Genomic DNA, 22,399 nt, shown 5'->3' with positions numbered 1-22,399 from the left:
GCGGTGTCAGCCTCTGGCGGGTGACTCCTCGGTGCGGACCAGGGCCCGTTCCTCGTCCGTGAACGGCGGTTCGGCCAGCGGCGGGCGCCGTGGACCGCGGAGTACCGCGAAGGCGACCTCGGGCTTGAAGAGAGCGGGGAGCGGCCCGGACAGCGTCATCACGGTGAGCAGGGCCTGGGTGACCAGAGGGCGTCCGGTCGCCGTCAGCATGAGCCGGTTCACATAGTGGCCGAGCAGATTCTGCGCGCCCCCGGGCTGTTTGCCGATCGCTCCCGGGTAGCGGATGTCCGTGCCCGTCGCGAGGTCCCACGCCACGGAAACCGGCCGGGACACCGCACGCTGCGCCCGCCGCGCCAGGCCCGGTGCCCTCAGCCCGTGCTCCGCCACGAGCCCGCGCAGCGCCACGGCGCCCTGCGCGGCCACCGACATGCCGTGCCCGTAGACCGGGTTGTACGTGGCGACGGCATCGCCGAGTGCGACGAACCCCTCCGGCCAGTCCTTCACCTTCTCGAAGAAGCGCCGCCGGTTGACCGTGCTGCGGCTGAGCACGACGTCCGTCAGCGGCTCCGCGGGCGCGATCAGCTCACCCACGACCGGATGTCTGACGCCGCGCGCGAACGTCTTGAACTCCTCGGCGGAATCGGTCGGTTGACCATCGCGCGTGCCGGAGAGCGTCACCAGCCAGCGGCCGCCCTCGATGGGCACGATCGTCGCGGACTGGCCCGGCACCGGCTGCGCCGCGTCGGGCTGCACGTTGACCACGGGGAAGTCCTCGGTGCCCGCGGGCGCGCGAAAGATCCGGCTGGCGTACGCGAGGCCGGAGTCCACCTCGTCCATCGGCGCCGCGGGCACGCCCAGCGCGTCGAGCCAGGTGCTCGCCCGTGAGCCGCGCCCCGAGGCGTCCACCACCAGATCGGCGTCCAGGACGAGCTCCTCGCCCTCGTGCGTCCGCACCCGTACGCCCGTCACCCGGGAGGCTCCGCCCTCCAGGCCGAGGAGCTCGGTGCGCTGCAGAACGGTGACGCGCTCCTTCTTGGCGAGCTGCGCGCGCAGGACGGAGTCGAGCAGATCCCGGCTGCAGGCGATCATGAACTGCATCTCGGGAAAGCGCCGAAGCCAGCCCTGCGCCGACAGGGAGACGAGGCCGGTCGGCAGCGGGATGCGCCGGGCGCCCGCGGCGAGCCAGGCCTCGGTGACCCCGGGCAGCAGGTCCTCCATCGCGCGGACGCCGCCGGACCACAGCAGGTGGGCGTGGCGGGCCTGGGGGAGGCCCTTGCGCGGCTCGGGCCCTTCGGGCAGCGCGTCGCGCTCAACGACGGTGACGTCGGCGTACTCGTGCAGGGCGGCCGCGGCCAGCAGACCGGCCAGCCCACCGCCGACGACGACGGCCTGCCGGGCGGCCCCGCCCGGCGATGGATGGTGTGCGGCGTCGGCGGATCTGTCCGGTGAAGCCGAGTCCCGGGAGGCGCTAGCTGGTTCGTTCATGGAAGTCGCTCTCTGACCTGGTCGGGGCCTGCCCTCGGGCAGCCGCGACGACGGGTGACTGACGCAGCGCGATGGACATCCGCACGAGGTCGCGCGGGCCATCGGTGTACGCGTACGCGGCGGCGGATCCATCCGCCGCCGGCGCGGCGGTGGCTGCCTCCGCCGAGCTGATGACCCTGCCTTCGGGATCGGCGGCCCTGGCCCGCACCGCCGCCGTCACCATCGCCGCGTCCGCCTCGGCCTGCGCCTGGGCGGGCGGGGAACCGGCCGCCACGGCCGCGTCATAGGCGTGGGTGCGCACCCCGGAGTCGAAGTAGGGGTACAGGCTGAGCATGCCGTCGTGGATGTCGGACTCCCGCTGGGTGACCTGGAGTTCGGCGGGGGACCACCAGGAGATCCGCACCGCCCGGTCCTGGTGCGTGGAGACCGTCTTCAGCTCGCGCCACAGCGGCCCGAGCCTGCGGTACGTCGACCAGGTGTTCCAGCTGTCCCCGAGGCGCTGGCAGGCCAGCGGGACACAGAAGCCGACCGCGGTGATCTGTGCCCCGACGGAGGCCAGCACGGGCGCCACATTGGTGCTCAGGCCGTCCAGGTTCCCGCCGTTCCAGCGGGCCACCACGGCGGTGAACTTGGCCGCCGCGTAAGGGATGTTGCACAGCGAGCCGAACGCGATGATCAGCAGGCCGGCCCGCAGCCAGCCGTGCACCTGGACCGCCCAGCGCCAGCACATGACGTTCATCGCGACGCCCGCGACGGTGAGCGACACGAGATAGAGCACGATCATCTCGCGGATGAAGGGGGTGTTGGCGTAGTAGGTGTCGAGGTCCCGCAGACGTTCCTCGGGGGCGTCTCCCAGGGCGAAGAACACGATCAGCGCCACGCCCACCACGCTGTACCCGGCGATCCAGCGGCGCGAGAGCCGGCGGGTCACCTCGGGCGGCCCGCCACGCCAGTTGATGATCAGCACAAGACAGGACGCACTGAAGGCGCTGAGCAGGCAATAGACCAGTGGCGCCGAGATGTTGGGGACCCCGGTGAGTTCATTGACCTCGGCGATGGTCGGCGGGGCCGCGAAGAGGAACACCAGGCCTGCGAGCGCCAGGAGCACGCCCACGGAACGCATCAGCGGGTCGCGCCAGCCGCGGATCAGGGCGGGCCCCTTGAAGGCGATGGCGGCGCCCATGGCGACGGCAGGGAAGTAGTAGCTCGATCCGTCCATGTCCTCGAGACCTTCAGCCCTGCGGGCCGCGGTAGCCCAGGGACGCCTCGATACGGCCGGCCAGACCCTCCCGCTGCACCGGCCCGCGCAGCGACGAACCGGCGAGCCAGGTACGGCACTTGCTGGCGAGCAGCAGACCGAAGCTCTCGGCCTCCTTCTCGTCGGCGAGGTCGAAACGGGTGCGCGCGGCCACCTTCAGTACGGTCGCCTGCAGATCCGCGCTGTCGCTCAATAAGCGGGCCGCGACGGCCGCGCCCTCGACGTGGTGACTGCAGTGCCCGGCCTTCATGTGCCACAGCTCGTGGCCGAGAATCACCAACTGGTGGTCGGGCGCGGTGCGTTCCTCGATGACGACGAGGTCCTGCTCGGCCATGTCGAGCCACAGCCCGCTGGCGGTGCCCGGCGGGAACGCGGCCGTACGGAACTGGACGGGACGGCCACGGCGTCTGCTCATCGCGTCGCACAGCGCCGCGTAGAGGTCGGCGGGTTCCGCCGGCGCCGGGAGCGAGAGCTCCGCGACCAACTCGCCGCACAGGCGGCGCATGTCCCTTCCGATGCCCACAGTTCTCCCCCGGCTCACGACTCGGGCCGCTTGACGCTCTCCAGGAGCATGTCCAGCCACTCGGCGACCTTGTCCCGGTGCTGGTCGGTGGGCAACTGCGCGGCCCGCCAGGCGATTCCGCGGACGCCGTGGTCCAGGAGCAGCCGCTCCAGCGGGTCGTCCGCGACCGTGGCCGCGGCGCGCTCGCGGTCGGCGAGTCGCTGCAGGAGCTCCTGCTCCGAGCGCTGCAGGGCACCCACGAGCGCTTCGGAGTCCTCGGCCGTGAGGAACCCGGCATGCACCCGGAAGAAGCGCTGGATGGCGTCGCAGTGCTCCATGGTGGGCCGCCGGTCGCCATTGATGAGCGCCCCTGCCTGCTGCCGCGACATCCCGGCGCCGTCGGCGATCTCCTGCTGGGTGTACCGGCGTCCGTTGGGCTTGAGCCGGGTGCGGCGCAGCAGGTCCAGGCGTTGCAGGAAACGGGCCTGCAGATCGGGCTCCCCGGCGGGGTGGCCAGTGAGCAGAGCCTTCACCACGGGTTCGGGGACGCCGGACTCGGCCGACAGGCGCTTGACGTCGAAGACTTCGGCATGTTCCACACCGAGCCGGTCGGCGAGTGCGGTGACCCGGGCCCCGACGGCCTGCAGCAGAACCGTCGCCGTGGCGCCCGGAACTTCGAAGCCATCCGTCACCGACAGATCTCCTACGTCTCTCTCAGGTCTCTCTCACGAAGGTCAGGAACCATCCGGACACGAAGGTCAGGAACCACCCGGAGACTAGCCCCTCGCTCGAACTCACATCCAGGTCTCGCCACAACTGTGGCGAGATTCGGCCGTCAACGGGCGCCAAATGCCACGATAGTTGACACGACTACTGCCTGGGCAGCAGGATCGGGGCGCCGCGTGAAGGCCGCAGAGGCAAGAGGGGTGACCTCCCGATGGCGTACCAGGCAGGAAGGCAGCGGTCCCAGCCGCGACCTGTCCCCGAGAGTCTCGAAGCGCAGGCGTATCTCCAGGACTACGCCGCCCTCCTGGAGGCCGTGCCGTTCCCCTCCGTCGTCTTCGACCACCGCTGGGACGTCGTTCTGTCCAACGCCGCGTTCGAGACACTTTTCGACGGCGTCGGCCCCCACCCCACGGCCATGCCCGGCGACAACTTCCTCCGGTTCGTTCTGTTCCATCCCGATGCGAGCACCGTTCTCGGTGAACACGAGTCGAGCTGGTGCCTTCCGATGCTGGCCCACTTCGCGGCCGCCGTGGAGCGGCACGGCCAGGACCGTGGACTCCAGTCGATCCGCCGGGACATCGCCCAGGACCCCATCATGGAGGCGGCCTACCGGCACGGACTGCCGCACTGGATCCGCGCGGTCGGCCCGGGCGGCGTCGAGCACGACGGCGCCGTACGCCCGTTGGTGCATCCCGACCCGCGTTGGGGCAGCACGCACTGCCGGATTGTCGACGACACCCCCAAGACCCTTCAGGACATGGGTTATACGCGGATGACGCTGGTCCTGCGCGGGGCGCGGAACGCGACCGCCGGACCACGCAAGGCGCGCAAGACCCGCAATGGCGCGGCGGAGCTGCGGGCGGTCTGAGCCCGCCGGCCGTACCGTCCGACGAGGCGCCCGGCCGTACCGTCCCACGAGGTTCAGTCGGCCGGCACCACGAGCACCAGCGGAACACCCTCGCACGGAACCAGCCGCATCCCCTCGAAGCGCGCGCTGCGCGCCGCCGCCAGGACGGCCCCGAAGTCCGGGCCCTTGGTGAGCGATCCGGCCAGATGGGCCGGGTCGGCGGACGCGGCCACCCGCCCGCGCGCGTTCACCAAGTGGGCGGCTCCCGGCAGCCGTTGCAGCAGCGGGACGACTGCCGCCTCGAAGTGCCGCAGATACACGTCGGCCGCGGCGACTCCCACGAACCGGCCCTCCAGCTCGACGGGGGCCGACAGCGTCAGGCTGTACTCGTCGGAGCAGAGGTAGTCGACATAGGGCCCGGCGACCGCGCGCTGCCCCGTGTCGCGGGGCAGGGCGAACCAGTCCCAGTGCGTGTAGTCGGAGTACGCGGAGTGCCGCGGATCGAGGTCGAGCAGCAGCGGCCGTACGTCCCCGTCGGAGCCCGTCTGCCACCACTCCAGCCACGCCGGTACGTCACCGAGCAGCCCCGGCGCCGCGACGAACCCGACGCCCGACACCAACTCCTGTCGGGCGAGCCGGAGATGGAGACCGGGGCGCAGTGCGGCCAGATCCACGGTCGCGGGTCGACGGCCCTGCGCGGCGACCCGGGCGAGCAGGGCCGCCGTATCGGCCCGGGTCTCGGCGACCGCGTCGAACACGGCCTCCAGCGTGCAGCGGACCTGGGTGGCGACGGCCGCCTCCGGTGTCGCGTCAAGCGTCGCCGTGGCGCCGACCGGGCCGGGGCTCCTGCTCATGGGTGCCCTCCAGCGGACGGGGACCGGACACGGTGCGCGGCATGGCGAGGCGGAGGGCGATGAGCCGCGCCGTCGAATCCTGGACGCACCGCTCGGCCAGCGCTCTGGCCGAATCGTGGGCCCCATCTTGCACGGCCGAGATTACGGAGCGGTGACGGTCGGCGACTTCTTCACGATATTCGTCGTCCCCGAGCACGAGACACAGCAGCGCCCCCAGCTCGGTCTGGAGCGCGACCTGTTCACGGGTCAGCCGGGCGGACTGGGCCGCGGCGGCGAGCTCGACATGAAAGCGGCCGTAGACCCGGCTGCGCGCCGCCCCGTCCTCGGCGGACGCCAGCTCCTCGAGGGTGCGTCGCAGCTGCTGAAGATCGGTCGGTTCCGTGCGCTGCGCGGCCAGCCGGGCCGCCGCGCCGGACACCGCGGCCCAGTGGTCGCCCAGATCGCGCAGCTCCTCGGTGCTCCAGCCGGCCAGCCGGGCCTTCAGCCGCTCCTCGCCGGGGACCTCGGGGAGCGATACGAAACTGCCGCCGCCGCGCCCCCTGCGGGTGGTGACCAGACCCTGCTGCCGCAGGGCCATCAGCGCCTCGCGCAGGGTCACCGTGGACACTCCGAGCTGTCCGGCCAGCTCCATCTCGCCGGGCAGCTGCTCCCCGTCCGCGAGCAGTCCGAGCTCGATGGCATCGCCGAGCCTGCGGACGACCGTCTCCACTCGCGCCCGATTGTCAACCGGAGTGAAGACGGCCCTCCGGGTACCACCGTCCATCTGTTGCTTCACGGCTACCACCTTGTGCGATGACTCAACCTTTACCTTAAGGGGGTCTTGAGCTTTGAACTATGACTTCATATCTTTCCGATCAACGTAAGAGTGCACCAGAAAGGTTCCCGTCCATGGAGGGAAGCGCGATCCGGCTGCGGGATCTGCGGAAGTCATTCGGCGAGACGACCGCGGTGGCAGGGATCGACCTGGATATATCCGACGGCGAGTTCTTCTCGATGCTCGGCCCGTCCGGATCCGGAAAGACGACAGTCCTGCGCATGATCGCGGGCTTCGAGGGCCCCACCTCCGGCCGGATCGAGCTGGCCGGACAGGAGGTCACCGGGCTCGCCCCCTTCGAGAGGGACGTGCACACCGTCTTCCAGGACTACGCGCTCTTCCCGCACATGACCGTGGAGCAGAACGTCGCCTACGGACTCAAGGTCCGCAAAGTGCCCAAGCCCGAGCGGCTGGTGCGGGCCCGCAAGGCGCTCGCCGACGTTCGCCTCGAGGGCTTCGGCAAGCGGCGCCCCGGCCAGCTCTCCGGAGGCCAGCGCCAGCGCGTCGCTCTCGCCCGCGCCCTCGTCGGGCGGCCCCGCGTGCTGCTCCTGGACGAACCGCTCGGCGCTCTCGACCTCAAGCTGCGCGAGCAGATGCAGGTCGAACTCAAGGCGATCCAGCGCGAGGTCGGCATCACCTTCGTCTTCGTCACCCATGACCAGGAGGAGGCCCTGACGATGAGCGACCGCATCGCCGTCTTCAACCAGGGCCGCATCGAACAGGTCGGTACCCCGGCGGAGATCTATGAGCGGCCCGCCACCCCCTTCGTCGCGGGCTTCGTCGGCACGTCCAACCTGCTCGAAGGTCAGTCCGCGCGGCAGGTCGTCGGCGCCCCGGGCACGTACAGCATCAGGCCCGAGAAGATCCGGGTCCTCAAGGAGTCCGCCGAGGCCGACGAGCCGGAGCACTCCACCGCCACCGGCACCGTCGCCGAGGTCGTCTATCTCGGGGATGCCACCCGCTTCCTCGTGGACCTCGACGCGGGAGGGCGCCTCACCGCGCTCCAGCAGAACCTGGAGACCTCCTCCGAGGACGTCGCCGCCTACCGCGGCGCCCGGGTCCGGCTCCAGTGGCACCGCCGCCACACCTTCAAGGTCCCCGACCCCCGCTGACCCCCACGCTCAGTCCCCATCACGTATGGAGTACGTCGTGCGCCTCACCCGAACCCTTCAGGCCGCCGCCGCAGTCGCGGTGCTCCTCGCGGCCACCGCCTGTGGATCGTCCGACTCGGGCGGCTCCTCCTCGTCGACCGGGCTCAACCCGCCCGACCTGAAGGCGCAGTCCAAGCTCGGCAAGACCGAGGGCCAGGTCAACCTCATCGCCTGGGCCGGCTATGTCGAGGACGGTTCCAACGACCCCAAGGTCGACTGGGTCAGCGACTTCGAGAAACAGACCGGCTGTCAGGTCAACTCCAAGGTCGCGGCCAGCTCCGACGAGATGGTCAAGCTGATGAAGACCGGTCAGTACGACGCCGTCTCCGCGTCCGGCGACGCCTCCCTGCGCCTCATCGCCTCCGGCGACGCGGCCCCGGTCAACACCGGTCTCGTACCCAACTACAAGGATGTCTTCAGCGGCCTCAGGGCGGGGCCTGGAACTCCGTCGACGGCCAGATGTACGGCATCCCGCACGGCCGCGGCGCCAACCTGCTGATGTACAACACGCAGAAGGTCACGCCCGCACCCACCTCCTGGTCCGCCGTCTTCGACGACGCCTCCAAGTACAAGGGTCACGTGACCGCGTACGACTCGCCGATCTACATCGCCGACGCGGCGCTGTATCTCAAGGCGACCAAGCCGGAGTTGAAGATCAAGGACCCCTACGCGCTGGACCAGAAGCAGTTCGACGCGGCCGTCGCACTGCTGAAGAAGCAGAGCACGGACGTGGGGGAGTACTGGAGCGACTACCTCAAGGAGATCTCCGCCTTCAAGAGCGGTGACTCCGTGGTCGGCACCACGTGGCAGGTCATCGCCAACCTCGCGCAGGACGAGGGCGCCAAGGTGAAGGCCTTCGTGCCCAAGGAGGGCTCCACGGGCTGGTCGGACACCTGGATGATCTCCGCCAAGGCCAAGCACCCCAACTGCGCCTACAAGTGGATGGACTGGATCATCTCGCCGAAGGTGAACGCCCAGGTCGCCGAGTACTTCGGTGAGGCCCCGGCGAACGCCAAGGCGTGCGACCAGACCAGCGACAAGTCCTTCTGCGACACCTTCCACGCCACCGACGAGGCCTACTGGAAGAACATCGCCTTCTGGAACACGCCCATCGAGCAGTGCCTCGACGGCCGCACCGACGTCAAGTGCGTGCCGTACGCCAAGTGGGTCCAGGCCTGGACCGAGATCAAGGGCTGAGCGACCGATGACCACCACCGCGCAGGCCGCCGGACGGTCTCCCGTCCGGCGGCTCGCCGGGACCCTGCACCGACACTCCCGGCTGCGGCTGTCCCTCCTGCTCACCGCGCCGCTGCTCTGGCTGGCCGTGCTCTACCTCGGCTCGCTGGCCGTGCTCTTCGTCTCGGCGTTCTGGACGACCGACTCCTTCACCTCCGAGGTCGTGAAGGTCTGGTCGACCGACAACTTCCGCGCGCTGTTCACCACGCCCGTCTTCCGCCAGGTGATCCTGCGCAGCATCGGCGTCGCGCTCGCGGTGACCGTACTGTGCGCGGTGATAGCCTTCCCGGTCGCCTTCTACACCGCCCGGATCGCCAAGCCCAAGTGGCGCCCGCTGCTCGTGGTCGCCATCCTCACGCCGCTGTGGGCGAGTTACCTCGTCAAGGTGTACGCCTGGCGGCTGATCCTCTCTCAGGGAGGCCTGGCCGACTGGATACTGAAGCCCTTCGGGATGAGTGGACCCGGCTTCGGACTGTTCGCGGCGGTCATCGCGCTGACGTACCTCTGGCTGCCGTACATGATCCTGCCGATCCACACGGCACTGGAGCAGTTGCCCGCCAACCTGCTCGACGCGTCGGCGGACCTGGGCGGGCGCCCCGGACGCACCTTCCGCTCCGTGGTGCTGCCGATGGTCCTGCCGTCCGTGGCCGCCGGCTCGGTCTTCACCTTCTCGCTCAGCCTCGGCGACTACATCACCGTGCAGATCGTCGGCGGCAAGACCCAGCTCATCGGCAACGTCGTCTACTCCAACATCGAACTGAACCTGCCCATGGCCGCCGCGCTCGGCACGGTCCCCGTCGTCGTCATCGTGCTGTACCTGCTCGCGATGCGCCGCACGGGCGCCCTGAGCAGCCTCTGAGGAGCCCGCTGTGCAACTCTCCCGTTCCGCGCGCATCGCGCTGCGCGTCGCCGCCGGGCTCGGCTTCGCGATCATCTACGTCCCGCTCGCGCTCGTCCTGGTCAACTCCTTCAACCCGGACCGCAGCGCGAGCTGGCCGCCGCCGGGGCTCACCTTCCACTGGTGGTCGGTCGCCTGGGAGAACGAGGGCGCCCGCGCGGCCCTGTGGGTCTCGGTCAAGGCGGGGCTCGGCGCCACCGCCATCGCCCTGGTGCTCGGCACGCTGATCGCCTTCGCGGTCGCCCGGCACAGCTTCTTCGGCCGCGACGCCATCTCCTTCGTGGTCGTCCTGCCGATCGCGCTGCCCGGCATCGTCACGGGCATCGCGCTCAACTCGGCATTCAGCACGGTGCTCGAGCCGCTCGGCGTCGGCCTCGGTATGTTCACCGTGATCGTCGGCCACGCCACCTTCTGCATCGTGGTCGTCTTCAACAACGTCGTCGCGCGGCTGCGCCGTACGTCCGGCTCGTACGAGGAAGCGGCGATGGACCTGGGCGCCGACACTTTCCGGGCCTTCGTCGACATCACCTTCCCGCTGGTGCGCTCGGCGCTGCTGGCCGGCGGACTGCTCGCCTTCGCGCTCTCCTTCGACGAGATCGTGGTGACGACGTTCACGGCCGGGCCCGGTATCGAGACCCTGCCGATCTGGATCTTCAACAACATGACACGGCCCCAGCAGGCACCGGTCGTGAACGTCGTGGCGGCGGTGCTCGTCCTGCTCTCGGTGATTCCGATCTACCTGGCGCAGCGGCTGTCCGCCGACACGGCGGCCGAGAGCAGGATCTGAGCGGCCTCGGGGAGGCCGCTCGGCACCGGGCCGCGCCAACCGGGTTCTCCCGCACCTGCCGCGCCCCGCCCACCGGGATCTGCCGTACCTGCCGGGCTGCGCCAACTGGGAACCCCCATACCCGCCGGGCCCCGCTACCCGGCGAACTCCCGCATCCAGGCCTCGACTTCGTCGGACGAGCGGGGCAGACCGGCCGACAGGTTCTCATGGCCGTCCGCCGTGACGAGGAGGTCGTCCTCGATCCGGACGCCGATGCCGCGCCATTCCTCGGGCACCGTCAGATCGTCCGCCTGGAAGTAGAGGCCCGGCTCGACGGTGAGCACCATGCCCGGCTCCAGCACCCCGTCGACGTACTCCTCGTTGCGGGCCCTGGCGCAGTCGTGGACGTCGAGCCCGAGCATGTGCCCGGTGCCCGCCATGGTGAAGCGGCGCTGCAGGCCCAGCTCGTACGCCCGCTCGGCCGGGCCCTCGATGAAGCCCCATTCCACCAGTTGTTCGGTCATCGACCGCTGGGCGGCCTCGTGGAAGTCGCGGTAGCGGGCGCCCGGCCGCACCGTGGCCATGCCGGCTTCCTGGGCCTCGTACACGGCGTCGTAGATCTCGCGCTGGAGCGGTGTGAAGGTGCCGTTGACCGGAAGCGTGCGGGTGACGTCGGCAGTGTAGAGGGTACGGGTTTCGACGCCCGCATCCAGCAGGAGCAGTTCGCCCGGGCGAACCGGGCCGTCGTTCTGCATCCAGTGCATGATCGTGGCGTGCTCGCCCGCCGCGCAGATGGAACCGTAGCCGACGTCATTGCCCTCGACGCGGGCGCGGCGGAAGAAGGTGCCCTCGATCCAGCGCTCCGAGGTGGCGACCGCCTGCGACAACTCCCGTACGACATCGGTGAATCCGCGGACCGTGGCGTCCACCGCCCGGCGCATCTCGCCGATCTCCCACGCGTCCTTCACCAGCCGCAGCCCGGACACCGCCTCCTCGAACTCGGCGTCCCGCTCCTCGTCCGTGCTGAGCGCCGCTTCGATGAGGGGGTCGTGGCCGCGCACGACCCGGGTCGCTACGCCGGTGTCCTTCAGGTCCTCGGCGATCGTACGGATGTCACGGCAGGGCAGTCCCAGCACTCGCTCCGACTCGGCCAGGGAGCGGCGGCGGCCCATCCACAGCTCGGCCGTCATGCCCGTCCAGAACTCGTCGCTGTCCCGGCTGTCGCGGGGGAGCTGATAGCAGTGCGCCTCGTGCCCGCCGTCCGCGCGGGGCTCCAACACCAGGGCACCGTCCCGGGTTTGATCTCCCGTCAAATGAACGTAGCCGGAGTACGGGCGGAACGGGTAGTGCGTGTCGTTCGAGCGGGTCTTGAGGCTGCCGGAGGGGATGACGAGCCGCTCGCCCGGGAAGAGGGCGGAGAGCGCGGCGCGGCGGCGGGCCGTGTGGGGCGCCTGCTCGGTCGGTTGCAGATCGCGCTGCTCGGTGTCGGCCCAGCCCGTGCGCATCAGGGCGGACAGCTCGTCGGAGATTCCTCGGTACAGCCCGTTCTTTCGTCCCTTGGCCACGTCAGGCACCCCTTGTATGCGTCTGTGTGCGTCGTCTGAATACGTCGTCGGTGTGCGTCTTCGACTGTTCCCCGCAAGAGAAGCATGTGACATAGTACTGATGTGAGCAAGCCATTTACCTGCGATGTCGTGGTCGTCGGGGCCGGAATGGTGGGCGCGGCCTGCGCCCTGTACGCGGCTCGGGCGGGCCTTGACGTCGCCCTGGTGGACCGCGGCCCGGTGGCCGGCGGGACGACCGGTGCGGGCGAGGGGAACCTGCTCGTCTCGGACAAGGAGCCCGGGCCCGAGCTCGACCTCGCCCTGCTGTCGGGGCGCCTGTGGGCCGACCTCGCGGGGGAGACGGGGCTCGCACCGGCCATCGAGTACGAGGCCAAGGGCGGTGTCGTCGTGGCCGCCACGCCCGAGGGGCTGACCGCGCTGGAGACCTTCGCGGCGGGGCAGCGGGCGGCCGGGGTCTCGGCCATGCCGGTCGCTGCCGACCGACTCCGGGACCTGGAACCGCAGTTGGCGCCCGGGCTCGCGGGCGCCGTGCACTACCCGCAGGACACCCAGGTGATGCCCGCCCTGGCCGCCGCGCATCTGGTGCGGGCCTCGGGTGCACGACTGCTGACCGGGTGGACCGTGACCGAGGTGCTGCGCACGGCGGACGGGTCGGTCCGGGGTGTACGGACCGGCCGGGGCGACATCCATGCCCCGGCCGTGGTGAACGCGGCAGGTACGTGGGGCTCGGCGGTGGCCGCGCTGGCTGGTGTCTTTCTCCCCGTCCTGCCCCGCCGCGGATTCGTCCTCGTCACCGAGCCGCTGCCGCGGCTGGTGCGCCACAAGGTGTACGCGGCGGACTATGTCGCCGACGTGGCCAGTGACTCGGCGGCGCTCCAGACGTCGCCCGTCGTCGAGGGAACGGCCGCGGGGCCGATCCTGATCGGCGCGAGCCGGGAGCGGGTCGGCTTCGACCGGTCCTTCTCTCTGCCGGTCCTGCGGGCGCTGGCCGCGGGCGCGACGCGACTCTTCCCGTTCCTGTCGGGGGTGCGTGTCCTGCGTACGTACCTGGGCTTCCGGCCGTACATGCCCGACCACCTGCCCGCCATCGGCCCCGACCCCCGGGTGCCCGGCCTCTTCCACGCCTGCGGGCACGAGGGCGCGGGCATCGGGCTCGCCACCGGTACCGGGCATCTGCTCGCGCAGATCCTGACCGACAAGACACCCGACCTCGATCTCGCGCCGTTCCGGCCCGACCGCTTCCCGCAGGAGGCTGCGTGAATCCCCTGGAACTGGTCCGGGCGCAGCCGGGACCCGCCTTCACCGTCACCCTCGATGGCCGCGAGGTCGAGGCGCTGCCCTGCCAGACCGTCGCCGCCGCGCTGTGGACCGCGGGCGTCGCCTCCTGGCGCAGCACCCGCGGCGCGGGCCGTCCGCGCGGCGTCTTCTGCGGCATCGGCGTCTGCTTCGACTGCCTCGTGACCGTCAACGACCGTCCCAACCAACGGGCTTGCCTGGTGCCGGTGCGGCCCGGCGACAGGATCCGGACGCAGGAAGGCACGGGCCACGATGACTGACCGAGCGCACCTCGCGGTGATCGGCGCGGGCCCGGCGGGACTCGCCGCGTCCCTGGCGGCTGCCGCACGGGGTATCCGCATCACACTGATCGACTCCGGCGTGACGGCGGGCGGGCAGTTCTACCGCGGGCCCGCGCCCGCGCTCGGCGCGCGCCGGCCGCAGGCGCTCCACCACCAGTGGAGCACGTGGGACCGGCTGGCTCGGGGACTGGCCGGGCAGGTGAAAGCGGGCACGATCGAGCACCTGACGGACCACCATGTGTGGTGCGTGGAACCGCAGCCCGACGGGTTCGCGGTACACGCCCTGCTCGGTCCGGAGCAGGAGAGCCCCGCCACCGTCCGCGCCGACGGCGTGCTCCTCGCCACCGGTGGGTACGAGAAGGTCTTGCCGTTCCCCGGCTGGACCCTCCCCGGTGTCGTGACCGCGGGCGGAGCCCAGGCCATGCTCAAGGGGAGCCTCGTCGTGCCGGGGCGGACCGCCGTGGTCGCCGGCACCGGGCCGTTGCTGCTCCCCGTGGCGACCGGACTCGCCGCGGCCGGGGTCGACGTCGCCGCGCTCGTCGAGTCCGCAGATCCGAAGGCGTTCCTGCGAAGGGCCGGCGATGCCAAGGCGTTCTCGCGAAGGACCGACGATGCGAAGGCGTTCCTGGGGCGGGCGCGGGCGTTGGCCGCTCAGCCCGGCAAGGTCGCCGAGGGCGCCCAGTACGCGGCTCAACTCGTCCGTCACCGCGTCAAGGTGATGGGACGTCACACCGTCATCGAGGCGCACGGCGACGAGCGGCTCGACGCCGTGACCGTCGCCGCACTCGACAACGACGGGCGGGTCAGGCCCGGCACCGAGCGGCGCATCCCCTGCGACACGCTCGCCGTCGGGCACGGCATGCTGCCGCACACCGACCTCGCCGAGTCGCTCGGCTGCCGCCTCGACGGGCTCGACGTGCACGTCGACGCGGAGCAGCGGACCGACGTGCCCGGCGTCTGGGCCGCGGGCGAGACCACCGGTATCGGCGGCTCCGCGCTGTCCCTCGCCGAGGGACACATCGCGGGCCGCTCCGCCGCCGCCCGGCTCACCGGCGCGGATCCCGACCCGCGCGAGTGGGCCGCGGCCGCCAAGTCCCGTACGAGGATGCGGGAGTTCTTCGCCGCGCTCGACACCGTCTACGCGCCTCCCGCGCACTGGACCGAGCAGGTCACCGACGACACCGTCGTGTGCCGGTGCGAGGAGGTGACCGGAGGTGAGATCCGCCGGGCCGTCGGCGAACTCGGCGCGGGTGACGTACGGACCGTGAAGCTCCTCACCCGCGCCGGCATGGGCTGGTGCCAGGGCCGTATGTGCGAGCCCGCGGTCGCGGGGCTCGCCGGGTGCCCGCAGACATCGGCGCGGCGGCTGCTCGCCCGGCCGGTCCCGCTCGGGGTCCTCGCCGCAGCCGGCCAGGACCCCGGCGAGCCCGCGGGTCCCGAAGCTCCGGAAGACGACTGAACCACGGGGTACGGACTCTCGCCGATCCTCATTGCCCATCAGTAACATGTCACACCCCATTGAGAGGGATCCCTCATGGCCACCACCCCCGACCACCGCCCGTGGCGCGGCGTCCTCGTCGCCACCGCGCTTCCGCTGAACGACGATCTCTCCGTCGACTACGACCGGTTCGCCGCACACTGCGCCTGGCTGGTCGAGAACGGCTGCGACGGCGTCGTACCGAACGGCTCCCTCGGTGAGTACCAGGTGCTCACCCCCGAGGAGCGCGCGAAGGTCGTCGAGACGGCCGTCGCCGCCATCGGCGGGGCGCGCGTGATGCCCGGCGTCGCCGCCTACGGTTCCGCCGAGGCCCGCCGCTGGGCCGAGCAGGCGCGCGACGCGGGCTGCGCGTCCGTGATGCTCCTGCCGCCGAACGCCTACCGCGCCGACGAGCGTTCCGTCCTCGCCCACTACGAGGAGGTCGCCGAGGCGGGCGTCCCGATCGTGACGTACAACAACCCGATCGACACCAAAGTCGACCTGGTTCCGGAGCTGCTCGCGAAGCTGCACGGCGAGGGGTTCGTCCATGCGGTCAAGGAGTTCTCCGGCGATGTGCGCCGCGCCTACCGGCTCGCCGAACTCGCCCCGACGCTCGACCTGTTGATCGGGGCGGACGACGTGTTGCTGGAGCTCGCCGTCGCGGGCGCCAAGGGCTGGGTGGCCGGCTACCCGAACGCGCTGCCCGGCGCGAGCGTCGAGCTGTACCGCGCCGCCGTCGACGGCGACCTCGACACGGCGGGCAAGCTCTACCGTCAGTTGCACCCGCTGCTGCGCTGGGACTCGAAGGTCGAGTTCGTGCAGGCCATCAAGCTGTCCATGGACATCGTCGGCCGGCACGGCGGTCCGGTCCGGCCGCCGCGCGTTCCGCTGCTGCCCGAGCAGGAGGCGGCCGTTCGCGAGGCCACGGAGCGGGCCATCGACGCCGGTCTCGCCTGAGGTCTTCTCCCCTTTCCCGATCAGTCAGGAGCGTCATGCGCAGCAAACTCGTCCTGCACGCCGTCGACTCGCACACCGAGGGCATGCCCACCCGGGTGATCACCGGAGGCATCGGCACGATCCCGGGCGCGACCATGAACGAGCGGCGCCTGTACTTCCGTGAGCACCGTGACGACATCAAGCAGCTCCTGATGAACGAGCCGCGCGGCCACTCGGCCATGAGCGGCGCCATCCTGCAGCCGCCCACCCGTCCGGACTGCGACTACGGCGTCGTCTACATCGAGGTCTCGGGCTATCTCCCGATGTGCGGCCACGGCACCATCGGTGTCGCGACCGTGCTCGTGGAGACCGGCATGGTCGAGGTCGTCGAGCCGGTCACCACCATCCGGCTCGACACCCCCGCGGGCCTCGTCGTCGCCGAGGTCGCGGTCGAGGACGGCGCGGCCAAAGCGGTGACCCTGAAGAACGTGCCCTCCTTCACCGTCGGCCTCGACCGCAAGATCACGCTCGCCGACGGGCGGACGGTGACCTACGACCTCGCGTACGGCGGCAACTTCTACGCGATCCTGCCGCTGGAACAGTTCGGGCTGCCCTTCGACCGTGCCCGCAAGGACGACATCCTCAAGGCCGGTCTGTCGCTCATGGAGGCCATCAACGCCGAGGACGAGCCCGTCCACCCCGAGGACCCGTCGATCCGCGGCTGCCACCACGTCCACCTGTACGCGCCCGGCGCCACCGCCCGCCACTCCCGGCACGCGATGGCGATCCACCCCGGCTGGTTCGACCGCTCACCCTGCGGTACGGGCACCAGCGCGCGCATGGCCCAGCTGCACGCCCGCGGCGAACTCCCGCTGCACACCGAGTTCGTGAACGAGTCCTTCATCGGGACGCGGTTCACGGGGCGGCTGCTCGGCGCCACCGAGGTTGCCGGAATCCCGGCCGTGCTGCCCAGTTTCACCGGTCGCGCCTGGGTCACGGGCACCGCCCAGTACCTGCTGGACCCCTCCGACCCCTTCCCGGCCGGATTCGTCCTCTGAGCGACCTCGGGGAAGTGAGGCACGCCCCCACGCCACCGAGGCCACTCAGCGCCTTGAGATACTGGTAGCGCGTGACATTGCACATGCCCGTACGAGGAGACATCCCATGGCCGCCCAGCGCAGCAGCGCACCCTCCGCCGCTCCCGCCCTGCCCACGCTGGGCGGGAAGAAGAGCAGCTACCGCGAGCGCGTCGCGGACGCGCTGCGGGCCGCGCTGATCGCCGGCGAACTGCGTGCCGGCGAGGTCTACTCCGCGCCGACCCTCGCGGCCCGCTTCGGCGTCTCCGCGACGCCGGTGCGTGAGGCCATGCTCGACCTCGCCAAGGAGGGCCTGGTCGACACGGTGCCCAACAAGGGGTTCCGGGTCACCGCGGTCTCCGAGAAGCAGCTCGACGAATACACCCACATCCGTTCGCTCATCGAGATCCCCACCGTGGTGGGGCTGGCCACCACCGCGGACCTGGTCTCGCTGGAGGCGCTGCGCCCGGCCGCCCGGGAGATCGTGACCGCGGCGGCGGCCGGTGACCTCATCGCCTACGTCGAGGCGGACATCCGCTTCCACCTCGGCCTGCTCGCCCTCGCGGGCAACGCCCATCTGGTCGAGGTCGTCGGGGACCTGCGGAAGCGCTCGCGCCTCTACGGTCTCCACGCCCTCGTCGAGGCGGGCCGCCTGGAGGCCTCCGCGGAAGAGCACCTGGAACTCCTCGACGCGCTGACGGCCCGCGACGAGGCGGCCGTCAGGGACGTGATGACCCGCCACCTGGGTCATGTCCGCGGTCTGTGGGCGGCCCGGTAATCCGCTCCGCATTACGCAAGCAGCTTTCATTTCTTGCGCTATTCTTGCGTGCATGACGCGACGACTTGCTCAGGTGGCCAAGAAGGTCGGGGTCAGCGAGGCCACGGTCAGCCGGGTGCTCAACGGCAAGCCCGGAGTCTCCGACTCCACCCGGCAGGCTGTGCTCTCCGCCCTCGACGTCCTCGGCTACGAGCGGCCCACGCAGCTGCGCGGTGAACGCGCGCGGCTGGTGGGCCTCGTACTGCCCGAGCTGCAGAACCCGATCTTCCCTGCGTTCGCCGAAGTGATCGGCGGGGCGCTCGCGCAGCTGGGTCTCACTCCGGTGCTGTGCACGCAGACCAAGGGCGGCGTCTCCGAGGCGGACTATGTGGAGCTGCTGCTCCAGCAGCAGGTCTCCGGCGTGGTGTTCGCGGGCGGTCTCTACGCGCAGGCCGACGCTCCGCACGACCACTACCGGCAGCTCGCGGACCGCAACATCCCGGTGGTGCTGGTCAACGCGGCCATCGAGCACCTCGGCTTCCCGGGCGTCTCCTGCGACGACGCCGTGGCGGTCGAACAGGCCTGGCGCCATCTGGCCTCCCTCGGCCACGAGCGCATCGGACTCGTCCTCGGGCCCGCCGACCACATGCCCTCGCAGCGCAAGCTCTCCGCGGCGCGCGCGCTCGCCCCCGACCTGCCCGACGAGCACGTCGCACGGGCGATGTTCTCGTTGGAGGGCGGCCAGGCCGCCGCGACCCGGCTGCTCGACCGGGGTGTCACCGGCATCATCTGCGCCAGTGACCCGCTCGCGCTCGGTGCCGTACGAGCCGCCCGCCGCAAGGGACTTGCCGTCCCGGGCGAGATCTCCGTCGTCGGCTACGACGACTCGGCGTTCATGAACTGCACCGAACCCCCGCTGACCACGGTCCGCCAGCCCATCGAGGCGATGGGGCGGGCGGCCGTCGAGTTGCTGAACGCTCAGATCGGCGGGAGCAGCGTCACCGCCGAGGAGCTGCTGTTCGAGCCGGAGTTGGTGGTCCGTGGGTCGACCGCGCAAGCGCCCCGCCACTAGAGCCACGCCAGATCCACACGGCTGTCAAATAATTACAGATTCTGCGTGACATATTGCGGACCACTGTCGCCGGTGCTTGAGTGTGCGGCGCCAGACACGGACGCCGCACCGCCCGGTGCGCCGCCGTGGGCCTTCCCTGCGCCTGCCAAGAGGGGTCCACCGATGAGAAGTCCCGGGTTCCGCCGTACCAGCACCACGCTCATGGCCTCCGCCCTCGCGCTGACCGCGATCACGGCCTGCGGTTCGAGCGACGACGGCTCCGCGGGCGGCAAGACCCGCATCACGGTCAACTGCATGCCGCCGAAGAGCGCCAAGGTCGACCGTTCGTTCTTCGAGGCCGACATCAAGGCGTTCGAGAAGACCAGCCCGGACATCGACGTCGTCGCGCACGACGCCTTCCCGTGTCAGGACCCCAAGACGTTCGACGCCAAGCTCGCCGGCGGTCAGATGGAAGACGTCTTCTACACGTACTTCACCGACGCCAAGCACGTCGTCGACATCAACCAGGCCGCCGACATCACCGGTTACGTCAAGGACCTCAAGAGCTACAGCACCATCCAGCAGCAACTGCGCGACATCTACACCGTCGACGGCAAGATCTACGGAATCCCGCGCACCGGCTACTCGATGGGCCTGATCTACAACAAGAAGCTCTTCGAGAAGGCCGGCCTCGACCCGAACAAGCCCCCGGCGACCTGGGAGGAGCTGCGCGCGGACGCCAAGAAGATCGCCGCGCTCGGCGGCGGCACCGTCGGCTACGCCGACTACAGCGCGCAGAACCAGGGCGGCTGGCACTTCACCGCGGAGATGTACTCACAGGGCGGCGACGTGGTCAGCGCCGACGGCAAGAAGGCCAGCGTCGACTCCCCCGAGGGCAAGGCGGTCTTGCAGAACCTCAAGGACATGCGCTGGACCGACAACTCCATGGGCAGCAAGCAGCTCCTGGTCATCAACGACGTCCAGCAGATGATGGGCTCGGGCAAGCTCGGCATGTACCTCTCCGCGCCGGACAACATCCCGATCCTGGTGAAGGAGAAGGGCGGCAACTACAAGGACCTCGCGCTCGCGCCCATGCCCGGCGGCAAGGGCACGCTCATCGGCGGCGACGGCTACATGTTCAACAAGAAGGACAGCCCGGAGCAGATCAGGGCCGGCCTCAAGTGGCTCGACAGCATGTTCCTGACGCCCGGCGACGGCTTCCTCGGCGACTACGCCCGCGCCAAGCAGAACGACGCGCCCGTGGGCCTGCCCGAGCCACGGCTGTTCACTGGCGCCGCCGACGCGAAGGACCAGGAGGTCAAGAAGGCCAACGCCAACGTCCCCGTGGAGAACTACCAGGCCTTCCTGGACGGCAACCACAGCCTGCAGATGAAGATCGAGCCGCCGCAGGCCCAGCAGATCTACTCGGTCCTCGACGGCGCCGTCTCCGCGGTGCTCACCAAGAAGGACGCCGACATCGACCAGCTCCTGAAGGACGCGTCCGGGAAGATCGACTCCATCCTGGCCCGAGGCTGACACCGCTGATGAAGACCGCATCGGAGCCCGCAGCACTCCCTCCGGCCGCCCTCGGCGCGCCGGAGGTGCCGCGGTCGGCCGGGCGCCGGACCGGGGGCCCGTGGCGCCGGCGCCTGGCCGACCAGTCCCGCGCGTACGCCTTTCTCATCGGCGGCCTGCTCTGCTTCGCGCTGTTCTCCTGGTACCCGGCGATCCGCGCGGTCGTGATCGCCTTCCAGAAGTACACGCCGGGCTCGGGCGGCGAGTGGGTCGGCACCGCCAACTTCACCCGTGTATTCCACGACCCCGAGTTCATCGCCGCCTGGCGCAACACGTTCACGTTCACGCTCCTCGCCCTGCTGATCGGCTTCGCCGTCCCCTTCGTGACGGCGCTGGTGCTCAATGAACTCAGGCACGCGAAGGCCTTCTTCAGAGTCGTGGTCTATCTGCCGGTGATGATCCCTCCGGTGGTCAGCGCCCTGCTGTGGAAGTGGTTCTACGATCCCGGAGCGGGCCTCGCCAACGAGACGCTGCGCTTCCTGCACCTGCCCACCTCGAACTGGTCCAACGGTGCCGACACCGCCCTCGTCTCCCTGGTGATCGTCGCCACCTGGGCCAACCTCGGCGGCACCGTCCTCATCTACCTCGCCGCGCTGCAGAGCATCCCCGGAGAGCTCTACGAGGCGGCCGAGCTGGACGGCGCGAGCCTCTGGCAGCGCATCCGCCATGTGACGATTCCGCAGACCCGCTTCATCATCCTCATGCTGATGCTGCTGCAGATCATCGCCACCATGCAGGTCTTCACCGAACCGTTCGTGATCACCGGCGGCGGCCCCGAGAACGCGACCGTGACGGTCCTGTACCTGATCTACAAGTACGCCTTCCTCTACAACGACTTCGGCGGCGCCTGCGCCCTCAGCGTGATGCTGCTCGTCCTGCTCAGCGCCTTCTCCGCGCTCTATCTGCGGCTGACCCGATCCCAAGGAGAGGACTCGTGAGTACGCGCACACTGGTTTCACCGCTCGCGCTCGCCCGCCCCCGCGGCAAGGCCGTCTACTGGACCGTCTTCACGGGCGTCGTCCTGCTCTTCGCGCTCGCCTTCCTCTTCCCCGTCTACTGGATGGTGACCGGCGCCATGAAGTCGCCGGACGAGGTCACCCGCACACCCCCGACCCTGGTGCCCCAGCGCTGGAGCCTCGGCGGCTACACCGACGCCTGGGACCTGATGGACCTGCCCATCCATCTGTGGAACACGGTGGTGCAGGCCACCGGCGCCTGGATCCTCCAGGTCGTCCTCTCCACGGCCGCCGCGTACGCCCTCTCCAAGCTGAAGCCGGCCTTCGGCAAGCTGATCCTCGGCGGCATCCTCGCCACGCTGATGGTCCCCGCGCAGGCCTTGGTCGTCCCGAAGTACCTGACCGTCGCCGATCTTCCGCTGATCCACACCAGTCTGCTCAACGACCCGCTCGGCATCTGGCTGCCCGCCGTGGCCAACGCCTTCAACCTCTATCTCCTCAAGCGCTTCTTCGACCAGATCCCGCGCGACGTCCTGGAGGCCGCCGAGATCGACGGCGCCGGACGACTGCGCACGCTCTGGTCGATCGTGCTGCCCATGTCCCGGCCCGTGCTCGGCGTCGTGTCGATCTTCGCCCTCGTCGCCGTCTGGCAGGACTTCCTCTGGCCGTTGATGGTCTTCTCCGACACCGACAAGCAGCCCATCAGCGTGGCACTCGTCCAGCTGTCCCAGAACATCCAGCTGACCGTGCTCATCGCCGCGATGGTGATCGCGAGCATCCCCATGGTCGTGATGTTCCTGGTGTTCCAGCGGCACATCATCGCCGGGATCAGCGCGGGCAGCACCAAGGGCTGACCGCGAAGGGCCGACGGCAGGTCCTTGGCCGACGGCAC

Annotated in this window: 21 protein-coding genes and 1 pseudogene; 15 read left to right on the top strand and 7 right to left on the bottom strand. The window is 70.3% G+C overall.

What is annotated here, in order from left to right:
- Positions 1-6 precede the first annotated feature (6 nt).
- The 4 genes from ACIBK0_RS45890 to ACIBK0_RS45875 are packed head-to-tail and all read right to left on the bottom strand — an operon-like array spanning position 7 to position 3,937.
- Positions 7-1,485, bottom strand: coding sequence for an FAD-dependent oxidoreductase (locus ACIBK0_RS45890; RefSeq protein WP_399094542.1), 1,479 nt, complete (start codon positions 1,483-1,485; stop codon positions 7-9).
- Positions 1,469-2,704 carry an MAB_1171c family putative transporter gene (locus tag ACIBK0_RS45885; RefSeq protein WP_399094539.1) on the bottom strand — a complete coding sequence of 412 codons (1,236 nt, stop codon included), beginning with the start codon at positions 2,702-2,704 and terminating at the stop codon, positions 1,469-1,471. Before ACIBK0_RS45885 ends, ACIBK0_RS45890 begins: the two co-directional genes overlap by 17 nt.
- A 13-nt stretch (positions 2,705-2,717) precedes the next feature.
- Positions 2,718-3,248, bottom strand: coding sequence for a toxin-antitoxin system, toxin component (locus ACIBK0_RS45880; protein WP_399094567.1), 531 nt, complete (start codon positions 3,246-3,248; stop codon positions 2,718-2,720).
- Positions 3,249-3,280: 32 nt separating this feature from the next.
- Positions 3,281-3,937 carry a helix-turn-helix domain-containing protein gene (locus tag ACIBK0_RS45875; RefSeq protein WP_399094536.1) on the bottom strand — a complete coding sequence of 219 codons (657 nt, stop codon included), beginning with the start codon at positions 3,935-3,937 and terminating at the stop codon, positions 3,281-3,283.
- 245 nt (positions 3,938-4,182) lie between these two features.
- Here ACIBK0_RS45875 and ACIBK0_RS45870 point away from each other — a divergent pair, with 245 nt between their 5' ends.
- The gene (locus tag ACIBK0_RS45870; protein WP_399094533.1) at positions 4,183-4,839 is read left to right on the top strand and encodes a hypothetical protein; all 657 of its coding nucleotides are present in this window, start codon (positions 4,183-4,185) and stop codon (positions 4,837-4,839) included.
- 53 nt (positions 4,840-4,892) lie between these two features.
- Here ACIBK0_RS45870 and ACIBK0_RS45865 read toward each other — a convergent pair whose 3' ends face one another.
- On the bottom strand, positions 4,893-5,672 hold the full coding sequence (locus tag ACIBK0_RS45865) for a hypothetical protein (RefSeq protein WP_399094530.1): 780 nt from the start codon (positions 5,670-5,672) through the stop codon (positions 4,893-4,895).
- Positions 5,629-6,435 (bottom strand): FadR/GntR family transcriptional regulator, encoded by an 807-nt coding sequence (locus tag ACIBK0_RS45860; protein ID WP_399094564.1) that lies wholly within the window; start codon positions 6,433-6,435, stop codon positions 5,629-5,631. The genes ACIBK0_RS45865 and ACIBK0_RS45860 overlap by 44 nt, the downstream gene beginning before the upstream one ends.
- Positions 6,436-6,560: 125 nt before the next feature.
- Between ACIBK0_RS45860 and ACIBK0_RS45855 the strand changes: the two genes are divergently transcribed.
- From ACIBK0_RS45855 to ACIBK0_RS45840, 4 genes and pseudogenes are all read left to right on the top strand, one after another.
- Positions 6,561-7,598 carry an ABC transporter ATP-binding protein gene (locus ACIBK0_RS45855; RefSeq protein WP_399094527.1) on the top strand — a complete coding sequence of 346 codons (1,038 nt, stop codon included), beginning with the start codon at positions 6,561-6,563 and terminating at the stop codon, positions 7,596-7,598.
- A 25-nt stretch (positions 7,599-7,623) separates the two neighbouring features.
- Positions 7,624-8,834: pseudogene (locus tag ACIBK0_RS45850) on the top strand (ABC transporter substrate-binding protein).
- Between the two features lie 7 nt (positions 8,835-8,841).
- Positions 8,842-9,732: an ABC transporter permease gene (locus ACIBK0_RS45845; protein ID WP_399094524.1), complete on the top strand. Its 891-nt coding sequence runs from the start codon at positions 8,842-8,844 to the stop codon at positions 9,730-9,732.
- 10 nt (positions 9,733-9,742) lie between these two features.
- On the top strand, positions 9,743-10,558 hold the full coding sequence (locus ACIBK0_RS45840) for an ABC transporter permease (RefSeq protein WP_399094521.1): 816 nt from the start codon (positions 9,743-9,745) through the stop codon (positions 10,556-10,558).
- A 134-nt stretch (positions 10,559-10,692) separates the two neighbouring features.
- Here the strand turns inward: ACIBK0_RS45840 and ACIBK0_RS45835 are convergent, their stop codons facing one another.
- Positions 10,693-12,102, bottom strand: coding sequence for an aminopeptidase P family protein (locus ACIBK0_RS45835; protein WP_399094518.1), 1,410 nt, complete (start codon positions 12,100-12,102; stop codon positions 10,693-10,695).
- A 102-nt stretch (positions 12,103-12,204) separates the two neighbouring features.
- Here ACIBK0_RS45835 and ACIBK0_RS45830 point away from each other — a divergent pair, with 102 nt between their 5' ends.
- The 10 genes from ACIBK0_RS45830 to ACIBK0_RS45785 all read left to right on the top strand — a co-directional run bounded on the left by ACIBK0_RS45830 (position 12,205) and on the right by ACIBK0_RS45785 (position 22,361).
- Positions 12,205-13,362, top strand: coding sequence for an NAD(P)/FAD-dependent oxidoreductase (locus tag ACIBK0_RS45830; protein ID WP_399094515.1), 1,158 nt, complete (start codon positions 12,205-12,207; stop codon positions 13,360-13,362).
- Complete coding sequence (locus tag ACIBK0_RS45825; RefSeq protein WP_399094512.1) at positions 13,359-13,658, top strand: (2Fe-2S)-binding protein; 300 nt, start codon at positions 13,359-13,361, stop codon at positions 13,656-13,658. Before ACIBK0_RS45830 ends, ACIBK0_RS45825 begins: the two co-directional genes overlap by 4 nt.
- On the top strand, positions 13,651-15,138 hold the full coding sequence (locus ACIBK0_RS45820) for an FAD-dependent oxidoreductase (RefSeq protein ID WP_399094509.1): 1,488 nt from the start codon (positions 13,651-13,653) through the stop codon (positions 15,136-15,138). The genes ACIBK0_RS45825 and ACIBK0_RS45820 overlap by 8 nt, the downstream gene beginning before the upstream one ends.
- A 75-nt stretch (positions 15,139-15,213) precedes the next feature.
- The gene (locus ACIBK0_RS45815; protein ID WP_399094506.1) at positions 15,214-16,113 is read left to right on the top strand and encodes a dihydrodipicolinate synthase family protein; all 900 of its coding nucleotides are present in this window, start codon (positions 15,214-15,216) and stop codon (positions 16,111-16,113) included.
- A gap of 35 nt (positions 16,114-16,148) precedes the next feature.
- Positions 16,149-17,150 (top strand): proline racemase family protein, encoded by a 1,002-nt coding sequence (locus ACIBK0_RS45810; RefSeq protein WP_399094503.1) that lies wholly within the window; start codon positions 16,149-16,151, stop codon positions 17,148-17,150.
- Between the two features lie 106 nt (positions 17,151-17,256).
- Positions 17,257-17,946: a GntR family transcriptional regulator gene (locus tag ACIBK0_RS45805; RefSeq protein ID WP_399094500.1), complete on the top strand. Its 690-nt coding sequence runs from the start codon at positions 17,257-17,259 to the stop codon at positions 17,944-17,946.
- A gap of 52 nt (positions 17,947-17,998) precedes the next feature.
- A complete protein-coding gene (locus tag ACIBK0_RS45800; RefSeq protein WP_399094497.1) occupies positions 17,999-18,997 on the top strand; it encodes a LacI family DNA-binding transcriptional regulator in 999 nt (332 codons plus the stop codon).
- 162 nt (positions 18,998-19,159) lie between these two features.
- Positions 19,160-20,512 carry an ABC transporter substrate-binding protein gene (locus tag ACIBK0_RS45795; protein WP_399094494.1) on the top strand — a complete coding sequence of 451 codons (1,353 nt, stop codon included), beginning with the start codon at positions 19,160-19,162 and terminating at the stop codon, positions 20,510-20,512.
- An 8-nt stretch (positions 20,513-20,520) separates the two neighbouring features.
- Positions 20,521-21,489 carry a carbohydrate ABC transporter permease gene (locus tag ACIBK0_RS45790; RefSeq protein WP_399094491.1) on the top strand — a complete coding sequence of 323 codons (969 nt, stop codon included), beginning with the start codon at positions 20,521-20,523 and terminating at the stop codon, positions 21,487-21,489.
- Entirely contained in the window at positions 21,486-22,361 is an 876-nt protein-coding gene (locus tag ACIBK0_RS45785; RefSeq protein WP_399094488.1) for a carbohydrate ABC transporter permease, read from the top strand. Before ACIBK0_RS45790 ends, ACIBK0_RS45785 begins: the two co-directional genes overlap by 4 nt.
- Positions 22,362-22,399 lie beyond the last annotated feature (38 nt).

It is taken from the genome of Streptomyces sp. NPDC050564 (assembly GCF_044457265.1).
In the GTDB taxonomy this organism is placed as follows: domain Bacteria; phylum Actinomycetota; class Actinomycetes; order Streptomycetales; family Streptomycetaceae; genus Streptomyces.
This window is presented reverse-complemented; position numbering and strand designations above follow the sequence as displayed.